Origin of the sequence: Streptomyces sp. NPDC101165 (assembly GCF_044768135.1) — a bacterium.
Lineage (GTDB): Bacteria > Actinomycetota > Actinomycetes > Streptomycetales > Streptomycetaceae > Streptomyces.
Genome location: NZ_JBIWPG010000017.1, coordinates 156204 through 168939, shown reverse-complemented (window position 1 = coordinate 168939; position 12736 = coordinate 156204). Strand labels below are relative to the sequence as shown.

The 12736-nt window shown below is 69.0% G+C and carries 11 protein-coding genes and 1 riboswitch; of the genes, 9 read left to right on the top strand and 2 right to left on the bottom strand.

Going from position 1 to position 12736, the window contains the following annotated elements:
• Position 1: 1 nt before the first annotated feature.
• Positions 2-382: a glycine cleavage system protein GcvH gene (gene gcvH / locus ACIRVH_RS32500; protein WP_403960621.1), complete on the bottom strand. Its 381-nt coding sequence runs from the start codon at positions 380-382 to the stop codon at positions 2-4.
• Positions 383-497: 115 nt separating this feature from the next.
• Positions 498-1616, bottom strand: coding sequence for a glycine cleavage system aminomethyltransferase GcvT (gene gcvT / locus ACIRVH_RS32495; protein WP_403960618.1), 1119 nt, complete (start codon positions 1614-1616; stop codon positions 498-500).
• 151 nt (positions 1617-1767) lie between these two features.
• A riboswitch (glycine riboswitch) is annotated at positions 1768-1865 on the bottom strand.
• 178 nt (positions 1866-2043) lie between these two features.
• On the opposite strand from gcvT, the gene ACIRVH_RS32490 reads away from it, so the two are divergent.
• The 9 genes from ACIRVH_RS32490 (at position 2044) to ACIRVH_RS32450 (ending at position 12710) form a co-directional block, all read left to right on the top strand.
• A complete protein-coding gene (locus tag ACIRVH_RS32490; protein ID WP_403960616.1) occupies positions 2044-2712 on the top strand; it encodes an AAA family ATPase in 669 nt (222 codons plus the stop codon).
• 73 nt (positions 2713-2785) lie between these two features.
• The gene (locus tag ACIRVH_RS32485; protein WP_403960614.1) at positions 2786-3577 is read left to right on the top strand and encodes an enhanced serine sensitivity protein SseB; all 792 of its coding nucleotides are present in this window, start codon (positions 2786-2788) and stop codon (positions 3575-3577) included.
• Positions 3578-3785: 208 nt separating this feature from the next.
• Positions 3786-4553: an enhanced serine sensitivity protein SseB C-terminal domain-containing protein gene (locus tag ACIRVH_RS32480; protein ID WP_403960725.1), complete on the top strand. Its 768-nt coding sequence runs from the start codon at positions 3786-3788 to the stop codon at positions 4551-4553.
• Between the two features lie 359 nt (positions 4554-4912).
• Positions 4913-5911 (top strand): ABC transporter permease, encoded by a 999-nt coding sequence (locus tag ACIRVH_RS32475; RefSeq protein WP_403960611.1) that lies wholly within the window; start codon positions 4913-4915, stop codon positions 5909-5911.
• Between the two features lie 27 nt (positions 5912-5938).
• Positions 5939-7687, top strand: coding sequence for an ABC transporter substrate-binding protein (locus tag ACIRVH_RS32470; protein ID WP_403960609.1), 1749 nt, complete (start codon positions 5939-5941; stop codon positions 7685-7687).
• 90 nt (positions 7688-7777) lie between these two features.
• On the top strand, positions 7778-8788 hold the full coding sequence (locus ACIRVH_RS32465; RefSeq protein WP_403960607.1) for an ABC transporter permease: 1011 nt from the start codon (positions 7778-7780) through the stop codon (positions 8786-8788).
• Positions 8785-9873 (top strand): ABC transporter ATP-binding protein, encoded by a 1089-nt coding sequence (locus ACIRVH_RS32460; RefSeq protein WP_403960605.1) that lies wholly within the window; start codon positions 8785-8787, stop codon positions 9871-9873. Before ACIRVH_RS32465 ends, ACIRVH_RS32460 begins: the two co-directional genes overlap by 4 nt.
• Positions 9870-11219 carry an ABC transporter ATP-binding protein gene (locus tag ACIRVH_RS32455; RefSeq protein WP_403960603.1) on the top strand — a complete coding sequence of 450 codons (1350 nt, stop codon included), beginning with the start codon at positions 9870-9872 and terminating at the stop codon, positions 11217-11219. Before ACIRVH_RS32460 ends, ACIRVH_RS32455 begins: the two co-directional genes overlap by 4 nt.
• A gap of 99 nt (positions 11220-11318) precedes the next feature.
• Positions 11319-12710 (top strand): M1 family metallopeptidase, encoded by a 1392-nt coding sequence (locus ACIRVH_RS32450; protein WP_403960600.1) that lies wholly within the window; start codon positions 11319-11321, stop codon positions 12708-12710.
• Positions 12711-12736: the final 26 nt, after the last annotated feature.

The following is a 12736-nucleotide window of genomic DNA, read 5'->3' as shown; positions in this document are numbered from 1 at the left end:
CTCAGCCGGCGTTCTGGGCGGTGTACTCGTCGGCGGAGAGCAGGTCGGCCGGCTCCTCCGCGATGCGCACCTTGAACAGCCAGCCGCCCTCGAAGGGGGCGGAGTTCACCAGCGACGGGTCGTCGACGACGTCCTGGTTGGCCGCGACGATCTCACCGGTGACCGGGGAGTACAGGTCGGAGACCGACTTGGTCGACTCCAGCTCGCCGCAGGTCTCGCCCGCGGTCACCGTGTCGCCGACCTCGGGGAGCTGGGCGTAGACGACATCACCGAGCGCGTTGGCCGCGAACTCCGTGATGCCGACCGTCGCGACGCCGTTCTCGTCGGCGGCCGACAGCCACTCGTGCTCCTTGCTGTAGCGCAGCTGCTGGGGGTTGCTCATGGCCTGAATTCTCCTGTACGCGCGGGAGTGCTGATGAATGGGGGACTGCTGGGACTGCTGAAGAGCAGGTGAATGTGCGCAGCGTCACGTCGTGGCGACGGACCGCGCCCAGTGTCTACTTCTGGCGCTTGTAGAACGGCAGTGCCACGACCTCGTACGGCTCGTGGCTCCCGCGGATGTCCACACCGACGCCCTCGGCGCCCGGCGCCGCGTGCGCCGCGTCGACGTACGCGATGGCGATCGGCTTGCCCAGGGTGGGGGAGGGGGCGCCGGAGGTGATTTCGCCGATGACCTCGCCGCCCGCGACGACGGCGTACCCGGCGCGCGGCACCCGGCGGCCCTCGGCGATCAGACCGACGAGCACCCGCGGCGGGTTCTGCTCGGCCTTGGCGGCGGCCTCGGTGAGCGCCTCGCGGCCCACGAAGTCGCCCTCCTTCTCGAACTTCACCACGCGGCCGAGCCCGGCGTCGAAGGGCGTCAGGGACGTGGTCAGCTCGTGCCCGTACAGCGGCATGCCCGCCTCCAGGCGCAGGGTGTCCCGGCAGGACAGGCCGCAGGGCACCAGGCCGACGCCCTCGCCGGCCTTGGTCAGCGCCTGCCACAGCTCCACGGCGTGCTCAGGCTTCACGAACAGCTCGAAGCCGTCCTCGCCGGTGTAGCCGGTGCGGGCGATCAGGGCGGGGACGCCGGCCACCGTGCCGGGCAGGCCCGCGTAGTACTTCAGGCCGTCCAGGTCGGCGTCCGTGAGGGACTTCAGGATGCCGGGGGACTCGGGGCCCTGGACCGCGATCAGCGCGTACGCGTCACGGTCGTCGCGCACCTCGGCGTCGAAGCCCTCGGCGCGCTCGGCCAGCGCGTCCAGCACCACCTGGGCGTTGGAGGCGTTGGCGACGACCATGTACTCGGTCTCGGCGAGGCGGTAGACGATCAGGTCGTCCAGGATGCCGCCGTCGGCCTGGCAGATCATGGTGTAGCGGGCGCGGCCGACGCCGACGGAGGCGATGTTGCCGACCAGGGCGAAGTTCAGCAGGGCCGCCGCCTCGGCGCCGGTCACGGTGATCTCGCCCATGTGGGACAGGTCGAAGAGGCCGGCCTTGGTGCGCACGGCCAGGTGCTCGTCGCGCTCCGAGCCGTAGCGCAGGGGCATGTCCCAGCCCGCGAAGTCGGTCATCGTCGCACCGAGCGAGCGGTGGAGGGCATCCAACGCGGTGTGACGGAGTTCGGTACTGCTCATCGGTCGGTCGTCTCCCAAGGCATGACGGGCGAGGTCGTTCCTCCCCATCTGTCATCGGAACCTGAGAGGTTCGCCGAGACCGCCACAGGGACGACCACGGCTTGCACCTTGGGTGGAGCCACTGACACAGCGGCCCGCTTTTCAGATGTGCCTCGCCCGCGCGGTAACGGGGCCTGAGAGATTCAAGGGAGGGACTTGCTCCTTCGGCGTCCCAGCGAAGGCTGCTGGGAACTCTCCCGCGCGGATTCAAGCGGCCGGTATGCAGTTGGCGGGCACATCATTGCACGCCTTGCCCCCACCCGTCAGGGCCCGCATCTGTAACCGACCTGTGGCAGTACGCGCACCCAACCACTGGACGCGACGCATTACCTTCTCTTTACATGTGAGGGGCAGGGGACGACCAAGCCCACAGGGGAGGACGATCACCGTGAACAGGACCACGGCCTACGCCACCACCACCGGCATCGCGGTGCCCAAGCAGCCCTCCGCCCCCGCCCGCGAGCGCTGTGCCGACCGCCCGGCCCCGGTCGTCCGCGACCTGCGCGACCGCGGGGGCCGCAGCCCGCACGCCCTGCTCTTCGGGCCCGCCGACCTGGTGGTGATCACCGGCCTGCCCGGCAGCGGCAAGTCCACGCTGATGCACCGTGCGGTCCCCGGCCACCGCATCGACTCCCAGGCCACCCGCGACCGCTGGGACGCCCGCATGCCCCGCCTCCTCCCCTATGCGCTCTACCGACCCCTGGTCCGCCTCGCCCACTACGCCGGACTGCGCCGCGCCCTGCGCACCGGCGAGGGAGTCGTCGTGCACGACTGCGGCACCCAGTCCTGGGTGCGCTCCTGGCTGGCCCGCGAGGCCCGCCGCCGCGGCGGCACCCTGCACCTGCTCCTTCTCGACGTCACCCCCGGCACGGCCCGCGACGGCCAGCGCGAGCGCGGCCGCGGCGTGTCCCGGTACGCCTTCAGCCGCCATCGCCGTACGACGGCCCGGCTGCTGCGCGCGGTGGAGCGCGGTGAGCTGCCCGCCGGCTGCGGCTCGGCGGTGCTGCTGGACCGGGACGCGGCGGACGTCCTGGGCCGCATAGCGTTCACCGACTGATCGGTCCGGTCACTGTCACAGGCACCCGCTAGCCTTCTGATTCACAGCATGGTTCCCAGCAGGCGGTAGGCAGATGGACTTCCCGGCGGACACTCCCGCGGACTTCCCGGCACAGACGCACCCCCACCCGCACGGCGGTTGGCCCGGCAACGAGCTGGAGGAGGTGCTCTCGGCCGCCCTCGGCATACCCTCCGCGGGCGGCCGGATCATCGAGGTGCTGGGCCGGAGCTTCCTCTGGATCCCCCTGCCGAGCGGCGGCGGCCCGCAGAGCGGCCCCCTGGACCTGCCCACGATGGAGATCGAGGGCCAGGTGTACGTCCCGGTCTTCAGCTCCGAGGAGCAGCTCCGCCAGGCGACCGGCCCCCACATGTCGTACACCATCGCGCCGACGGTGGAGTTCGCCCGCGGCCTGCCTCCGCAGGTCGGCATCGTCGTCAACCCCGACGGCGTGGTCGGGCTCCCGCTGCCCCCCGAGGCGGTGGCCGAGCTGTGCCGCGTGGGCCGCACCCCGCTGGACGGCCCCGGCTCCGGCGGCCGGGTCCGCCTCTTCGAGCCCGACTGGCAGGACGACCCGGTCGACTTCCTGGCCGCCGCCTCCGCCGAGTTCGCCGCGACCGGCGTGGTCGTCACCGCCCGCCGCTGCCTCGCCGCCGTCGAGACGGCCGACCCCGCCCTGTTCGTGGGCGTGGAACTCTCCCAGTGGGAAGGCGATCTGCGCGCCCTCCCCCTGGACGCCCTCGGCAAGGCCCTCGGCAAAGTCCCGGTCAAGTGGCCCGTCAACCTGGTCCTCCTCGACGTGGCCCAGGACCCGGTGGCCGACTGGCTCAGGACGAACGTGCGCCCGTTCTACCAGTCCGGCCACTAGAAGCCGACGTAGGGGCAGCCGCCCCAGGGGCGCGGGGCCGTGTCCGATTTGCGGCTCCGCCGCGGGGTGCGAGAACCCACCACGCACCCGCACCCGCAGCCGAACACGAGGCCCCGAGCTACCGGGCGCTTAAGCTGTCTCCGAACGCAGGGCACTTCATAGAAGGGCAAGACAGGTGAGCGCGAGCCCAAGCGGCAGCGTCGAGCACATGCTGCGCCAGGTCACCCCCGGGCGCTACGACGCCTACGAGGCACTGCTGCGCGCCCTCGCCACCCCCTCCTCCGGCCAGATCTGGATGCTCCTGTGGCACGGCCAGGCCGGCTCGCCCGACGCCCAGTACGGAAACATGGAGGTCGACGGCTTCAGCTACGCCCCCTGTGTGACCTCCGCCCAGGAACTCTCGGCGAGCGGCTGGAACCGCTCCTACGAGGTGGTCGACGGACTGGACGTGGCCCGCACCCTCTATCCCGACCACTTCGGCCTCTGGCTCAACCCGCACGCCCGGGGCGGCGGCGTCGGCATCCCCTGGCTGGACCTGCGCCGCATCGCCACCGGCCTGGACCGTCAGCCGGCCGGCCCCCTGCGGCTGTCCGAACCCGGCATCGAGATCCCCCAGTTCTACGCCCTGCTCGCGCAGAACGCCCACCGCACCGCGGCCCTGCGCTCCCTGCGCCGGGCCTGGGTGCAGCCCGCGCTCGGGGCGCCGTACCTCGTCATCGGTCTCGACGTGTACGACACCTCGCCGGCCGCGGTGGACTCGGTGCGCGCGATGATGCAGCAGTCGGTCGGCGCGGTCCCGGACGGGCTGCCGGTGTCCACGGTCGCGATGACCGACGACTACGACCCGGTCGTGATGTGGATGCGGGCCAACGCCCGCCCGTTCTACGACCGCGAGGCCCACGCGGCCGCCCCGCAGCCCCAGTCGCAGGCCCCGGCTGCCGGCTACGGATATCCGCCCGTGCACGGCGCCTACTGAGCGGCGTCACCGCGCCCCACCAGCGCGTTCTCCGTCCGTCGGGACGCCCGTCGCGTGCGACGGACGTCCCGGCCTGTGCGTGCGCGCGACGGGTCGAGGGCGACGAGTGACGGGTCACCAGGTGCGGTGAGCGCGTTCGCGGGTCGGTTCCGTAGGTTCGGATAACGGAACCCCCATGGCCGTATCACGGTTATGCATACTTTCGCCTTGGACTCTGGCGGGTGATCGCAGCCACGCTGAAGACTCCCCACTCAAGACACGAGGTGCTCACCTCGTGGTCGAGGGCAAGTCGATAAAGCCGCAAACCTTCGCGGCAGACGCGGGCCGGGCAACAACCGGCTAGAGGGGTCGGGTTCACAGTGACCGCACCGATCGAGACCACCGGAGCCGAGGCCGAGACCCCGCCCGAGGCTGTGCTCGCCGGGGTCAAGAAGGCCCAGATCGAAGGGCGTTCACTCTCACAGATCGCCTGGACCCGTTTCAAACGGGACAAACTGGCCGTTGCGGGCGGCGTCATCGTCATCCTGCTCGTGCTGATGGCGGTGCTCGCGAAGCCGATCGAGTGGGCTTTCGGTCTGGACCCCAACCAGTTCCACCAGGACCTCATCGACCCGGCCCTGCTGGCCCCCAAGGGCAGCTGGGGCGGTATGAGCTGGGCCCACCCGCTGGGCGTGGAGCCGCAGTACGGCCGTGACATGCTCGCCCGCATCATCGAGGGCTCCTGGGTCTCGCTGCTGGTCGCCGGTGGAGCCACCGTGCTGTCGGTGCTCATCGGTACCGTGCTCGGCGTCGTCGCCGGCTACTACGGTGGCTGGGTCGACAGCGTCATCAGCCGGCTGATGGACACCTTCCTGGCGTTCCCGCTGCTGCTGTTCGCCATCGCCATCTCGGCCTCTGTGCAGGACGGTTTCTTCGGGTTCAACGGTCTGTCGCTGCGTATCGGCGTACTGATCTTCGTGATCGGCTTCTTCAGCTGGCCGTACATCGGCCGTATCGTGCGCGCCCAGACGATGAGCCTCGCGCGGCGCGAGTTCGTGGAGGCCGCCACCAGCCTGGGCGCCCGCGGCCCGTACATCCTGTTCCGCGAGCTGCTCCCCAACCTCGTCGCGCCGATCCTCGTCTACTCGACGCTGATCATCCCGACGAACATCCTCTTCGAGGCCGCGCTGAGCTTCCTCGGAGTCGGTATCGCACCGCCGCAGGCTTCTTGGGGCGGAATGCTCAGCAATGCCGTGGATCTCTACACAGCAGATCCGCAGTTCATGTTCGTGCCCGGACTGGCGATCTTCATCACCGTCCTGGCATTCAACCTGCTGGGTGACGGGCTGCGTGACGCGCTCGACCCTCGCAGCAAGTGATCCAACGATCGAGGGGGCATTCCTCACGTGAAGACGAGAAGGGTTACCGCCGCCGTGGCGACGGTCCTGGCGGTCTCGCTCGGCGCTGCCGCGTGCGGCGGCGGTAAAGACAGCAACGACAACAGCGGTGGTGGCAGCGGCGCGAAGGACTCGGCGCTGAACTCCATCGTCAACGCGTCGAGCAAGAAGGGGGGGACGGTCAACCTTGAGGACTCCGACGTTCCGGACTCCCTGGACCCGGGCAACACGTACTACGGCTTCGTGCAGAACTTCTCGCGTCTGTACGCCCGTACGCTCGTCACGTTCAAGCCGGCTGCCGGCAAGGACGGCCTGACCGTCGTCCCCGACCTCGCCGACTCCCTCGGCAAGGCCAGCGCCGACGCCAAGACCTGGACGTACCACCTGCGTTCGGGCCTGAAGTTCGACGACGGCACGCCGATCACGTCCAAGGACGTCAAGTACGCGGTCGAGCGCTCCAACTTCGCGCCCGAGGCCCTGTCCAACGGTCCCACGTACTTCAAGGCGTACCTGAAGGGCGGCGACAAGTACAAGGGCCCCTACAAGGACAAGAAGGGTCTCGACTCGATCGAGACTCCGGACGACCAGACGATCGTCTTCCACCTGGCGAAGCCGTTCGCCGACTTCGACTACCTGGCGACCTTCTCCCAGACGGCCCCCGTGCCGCAGGCGAAGGACGACGGCGCGAAGTACGTCCAGCACATCGTGTCCTCCGGCCCCTACAAGTTCGCCTCGTACGAGGAGGGCGCCAGCGCCTCCCTCGTCCGCAACCCGAACTGGGACCCGAAGTCGGACCCGATCCGCAAGGCGCTGCCGGACAAGATCAACGTCAAGTTCAAGGTCAACCCGGTCACGGTCGACAACGACCTGCTCGCCGACAAGATCACGGCCGACATCACCGGCGCCGGTGTGCAGCCGCAGACCCAGCCGAAGATCCTGAGCGGCAAGTACGCCAAGCAGACGGACAACTCGTACGCGGGCGCCACGGGCTACATGGCCCTGAACCTGCACGTCGCTCCGTTCGACAACGTCCACTGCCGCAAGGCCGTCCAGTGGGCCCTCGACAAGCAGTCGGTCATCGACGCCATGGGTGGATCGCCCAAGGGTGACGTGGCCACCACGCTGCTGCCGCCGTCGGTCAACGGCTACACCAAGTTCGACACCTACGCCACGGCGGGTCACAAGGGTGACGTGGCCAAGGCCAAGGACGAGCTGAAGCAGTGCGGCAAGCCGAGCGGCTTCTCCACCACGCTGACGGCCCGCGCCGACCGCCCCGCCGAGGTCGCGGCCGCCACGGCCATCCAGAACTCGCTCAAGGGTGCCGGCATCAAGGTCGACATCAAGCAGTTCCCCTCCGGCAAGTACTTCTCCAACTTCGCCGGTGTCCCGAGCTACGTCCACCAGCACAAGCTCGGCATGATGATGATGGCGTGGGGTGCCGACTGGCCGACCGGCTACGGCTTCCTGGACCAGATCATCGACGGTTCGGCCATCAAGCCCTCGGGCGGCAACAACCTGATGGAGCTGAACGACCCGAAGATCAACAAGGCTCTGTCCGACGCCATCTCCAACACCGACTCCGCGGCCCGCACCAAGGCCTGGGGCGACATCGACAAGATGGTCCTGGACAACGCCTCGGTCGTCCCGCTCATCTACCGCAAGAACCTGCTGATCAGGCCTACGTCCGCGACCAACGTCACGGTCACGCAGGCGTACCTCGGCATGTACGACTACACGCTGCTGGGCTCCTCCAAGTAACAGCAGGCCGGATACCCCTGAAAGGCAGGTGAAGGCTCCGGGCGGCCGGGACGGACACACTCCGTCCCGGCCCCCCGGAGCCGGACAGCTGTGGCTGCGTACATCATCCGACGCGTCTTCGGCGCTTTGGTGCTGCTGCTGGTGGTCAGCGCAGTCACCTTCGCAATCTTCTTCCTGGTCCCCCGCCTGGGCGGCCAGACGGCCACCCAGCTGGCCACCCAGTACGTCGGCAAGGACGCCAACCCCGAGTCCATCGCCGCGATCAAGAAGAACCTGGGCTTCGACCAGCCCATCTACATGCAGTACTGGGACTACATCAAGGGCCTGTTCGTGGGCGCGGACTACAAGTTCGGTCCCGACGCCACGCACTGCAGCGCCCCCTGCTTCGGGTACTCCTTCAAGAGTCACGTCGAGGTGTGGCCCCAGCTCACGCAGCGCATCCCGGTCTCGTTCTCGCTGGCCGTCGGCGCGGCCGTGATCTGGCTGATCTTCGGTGTGACCACCGGTGTCATCTCCGCACTGCGCAAGGGCAAGCCCGTCGACCGCATCTCGATGTTCATCGCGCTCGCCGGCGTCTCGCTCCCGATCTTCTTCACCGGTCAGGTCATCAACGTCCTGTTCATCTACCAGTGGCCCATCTGGGACAGCACCGACTACGTGCCCTTCACCCAGAACCCGGGTGAGTGGGCCTGGCACCTGTTCCTGCCCTGGGTCAGCCTCGCGTTCCTCTTCTCCGCCACCTACGCCCGGCTCACCCGGGCGGGCATGCTGGAGACGATGAGCGAGGACTACATCCGGACGGCCCGGGCCAAGGGTCTGCGGGAGAGCACGGTCGTCACCAAGCACGGCCTGCGCGCGAGCCTCACCCCGATCGTCACCATCTTCGGCATCGACTTCGGCACCCTCATCGGTACCGCGGTGCTCACCGAGACGGTCTTCTCCCTGCAGGGCATCGGCGCGTACTCGATCCAGGCCATCAAGGACAACGACCTGCCCATCGTGATGGCCGTGACCCTGGTCGCCGCCTTCTTCATCGTCTTCTCCAATCTGGTCGTCGACCTGGTGTACGCAGCCATCGACCCCCGCGTGAGGTACTCGTGAGCAAGCTCGAAAAGGCGGCACTGGGCGAACCGGCCACGGACGTCGCCGCCCCTTCCGATGCCCAAGACGCGTTCCTCTCCGTTCGCGACCTGCGCATCCACTTCAACACCGACGACGGTCTGGTCAAGTCGGTGGACGGCGTCAGCTTCGACGTGCGGCGCGGCCAGACCCTGGGCATCGTGGGCGAGTCGGGCTCCGGCAAGTCCGTGACGTCCCTCGGCCTCATGGGTCTGCACCGCGCCGCGAACGCCACGGTCTCCGGCGAGGTGTGGCTGGACGGCCAGGAGCTGATCGGCGCCGACCCGGACGAGGTGCGCCGGCTGCGTGGCCGCAAGATGGCGATGATCTTCCAGGACCCGCTGTCCGCGATGCACCCGTACTACAAGGTCGGCACCCAGATCGTCGAGGCCTACCGGGTCCACAACAAGGTCAGCAAGAAGGTGGCCCGCACGCGCGCCATCGAGATGCTCGACCGGGTCGGCATCCCCGAGCCCGCCAAGCGCATCGACGGCTACCCGCACGAGTTCTCCGGCGGTATGCGCCAGCGCGCCATGATCGCGATGGCGCTGGTCAACAACCCCGAACTGCTCATCGCGGACGAGCCGACCACCGCCCTCGACGTGACCGTCCAGGCGCAGATCCTCGACCTGATCCGGGATCTGCAGAAGGAGTTCGGCTCCGCGGTCATCATGATCACGCACGATCTCGGCGTGGTCGCCGAGATCGCCGACGACGTCCTGGTGATGTACGGCGGCCGGTGCGTGGAGCGCGGACCGGTCGGGGAGATCTTCGACCAGCCGCAGCATCCGTACACCTGGGGCCTGCTCGGCTCGATGCCGCGCATCGACCGCGAGACCGCCGAACGGCTCACCCCGGTCAAGGGCCAGCCGCCGAGCCTCATCAACGTCCCCTCGGGCTGTGCCTTCCACCCGCGCTGCCCGTACGCGGACCTTCCCAAGGGGAACGTCACCCGCACGGTGCGTCCCGAGCTGCAGCAGGTGGAGGGCGGCCACTGGTCCGCCTGCCACCTCTCGGCGGAGGACCGTACGCGGATCTGGACCGAAGAGATTGCGCCGAAGCTGTGAGTGAGACGAACAAGAAAGACACCGCCGGGACGGCCGCGGTCCCCCATCAGGCGTCGGCCCCCGAGGGTGGCTCCGCCGAGCGTGAGGTGCTGCTCAGGGTCAAGGGCCTGACGAAGCACTTCCCGATCAAGAAGGGCCTCCTGCAGCGCCAGGTCGGCGCCGTGAAGGCGGTCGACGGCATCGACTTCGAGGTACGCAAGGGCGAAACCCTGGGCGTCGTCGGCGAGTCGGGCTGCGGCAAGTCGACCATGGGCCGGGTCATCACCCGCCTCCAGGACCCGACCAGCGGCACGATCGAGTTCGAGGGCCGGGACATCACGCGGCTGAGCACCGGGAAGATGCGCCCGATGCGCCGCGACGTCCAGATGATCTTCCAGGACCCGTACGGCTCCCTGAACCCCCGGCACACCATCGGCTCGATCGTCTCGGCGCCCTTCCGGCTCCAGGGCGTCCAGCCCGAGGGCGGGGTGAAGAAGGAGGTCCAGCGGCTCCTGGAGCTGGTCGGCCTCAACCCCGAGCACTACAACCGCTATCCGCACGAGTTCTCCGGCGGTCAGCGCCAGCGCATCGGCATCGCCCGCGCGCTCGCCCTGAAGCCGAAGCTCGTCGTCGCGGACGAGCCGGTGTCCGCGCTGGACGTGTCGATCCAGGCCCAGGTCGTCAACCTCATGGACGACCTCCAGGAGGAGCTGGGCCTGACGTACGTGATCATCGCGCACGACCTCTCCGTCGTCCGGCACGTCTCGGACCGGATCGCGGTGATGTACCTCGGCAAGATCGTCGAGCTGGCGGACCGCGCCTCGCTGTACGAGGCGCCGATGCACCCGTACACCAAGGCGCTGATGTCGGCCGTGCCGATTCCCGACCCGAAGCGGCGGGGCACCAAGAACGAGCGCATCCTGCTGCGCGGTGACGTCCCGTCGCCGATCGCGCCGCCCTCCGGCTGCCGTTTCCACACCCGGTGCTGGAAGGCGACGCAGATCTGCAAGACGACCGAGCCGCAGCTGCTGGAGCTGAAGCCCGGTCAGCGGGTCGCCTGCCACCACCCGGAGAACTTCGCCGACCAGGCCCCGCAGGACACCGTCCTGCTCACGGCGGCGAAGGAGGCTTCCGAGCTGGTCGGTGACGCGGTCCTGGAGGAGTCGGCGGAGACGTCGGCGGCGGTTGCCGCCGAGGTCGCGGCGGCCGAGGAGGCCGAGGTGGCTGCGGCCGAGGAGGCGTCGGCCGAGGCCGAGGAATCCGAGACCGAGCCCGAGGCCGCCGGGGAATCCGACTCGGAGGAGTCGGAGTCCGCCGACGAGTCCGAGGCTCCGGCCCCCAAGTCCCAGGAGTCAACCGACAAGTAGCACATGACAACTGGGCAAAGTCATGTACATGCCTGAACGGGAGAGTGCAGAGTCGTCCGTGTCCGTCCATCGACAGGCACACGCTCGAAAGGGACGACCATGGCACTCTCCCGTTCGGCACGCTTAGGGGCCCTCGCCACCGCGGCGGCCTCCTTCCTGGTCATCGCCGCCTCTCCCGCCCCCACCGCGGGCGCACCCGGCATCGGTGACCCCTACTTCCCACAGCTCGGCAACGGCGGCTTCGACGCCCGCCACTACGACCTGGACATCGCCTACGACCCGGGCACCGGCCGCTTGGACGGCCGTACGACCCTCACCGCGCGCGCCACCCAGAACCTCTCCTCCTTCGACCTCGACCTGCAGCAGCTGGAGATCACCAAGGTCGAGGTCGACGGCAGACGCGCACAGTTCACGCGCGACGGCGACGAGGTCACCGTCACCCCGCGCGGCACCCTGGCCAAGGGCCGCGAGTTCACCGTGTCCGTCACCTACGGCGGCATACCCGAGCCGCTCGGCGGCCCCATCGTCTTCGGCTCGAAGTACGGCTGGATGAAGACCGCCGACGGCGTCTTCGTCGCCTGTGAGCCCAACGCCGCCTCCACCTGGTTCCCGTCCAGCGACCACCCCGCCGACAAGGCCACCTACGACATCCGGATCAAGGCACCCAAGGGCCTGACCGGCGTCTCCAACGGCCGGCTCGTGTCGACGTACGACTGGGGCGACTCGACGTACACGCACTGGCGCGAGAGCCGGCCCATGGCCACCTACCTCGCCACCGCCACCATCGGGAAGTTCGACGTGCAGACCGGCCGCACCCCGGGCGGCACCCCGATCTACGTCGCCATCGACCCCGTCCTGAAGAACAGCAACAACGTCGACGTGTACGCCGTCACGGCCGCCGCCACCGACTACTGGTCGCAGGTCTTCGGGCCGTACCCCTTCGAGGAGACCGGCGCGATCGTCGACGACATGCCCGAGGCCGGGTTCTCGCTGGAGGTGCAGAGCAAGCCCGCCTACTCGGCCGTGCGCAACGAGACGACCATCGTGCACGAGCTGGCCCACCAGTGGTTCGGCGACTCGGTGAGCGTGGACCGGTGGAAGGACATCTGGCTCAACGAGGGCTTCGCCACCTACGCCCAGTGGCTGTGGGCGGAGCACCAGGGCACCCGCTCGGCCCACGACTCCTTCCTCGCCGCGTACAACGCGCGCCCGGCCGACGCGGCCTTCTGGCAGATCAAGGTGGCCGACCCGCAGCGCGACACGATGTTCGCCTCCGCCGTCTACCAGCGCGGCGCGATGACCCTGCAGGCGCTGCGGGAGCGGATCGGCGACGAGGCGTTCTTCCGGCTGCTGCCCGCCTGGACCCGGCTCCACCAGTACGGCAACGCGGACACGGCCGACTTCGTCCGCCTCGCCGAGCGGATCAGCGGGCAGAAGCTGGACGATCTCTTCGGTACCTGGCTGTTCACGACAGGCAAGCCGACCCTCTAGGCCTGGCTTTGTAAGGTTCACAGCCT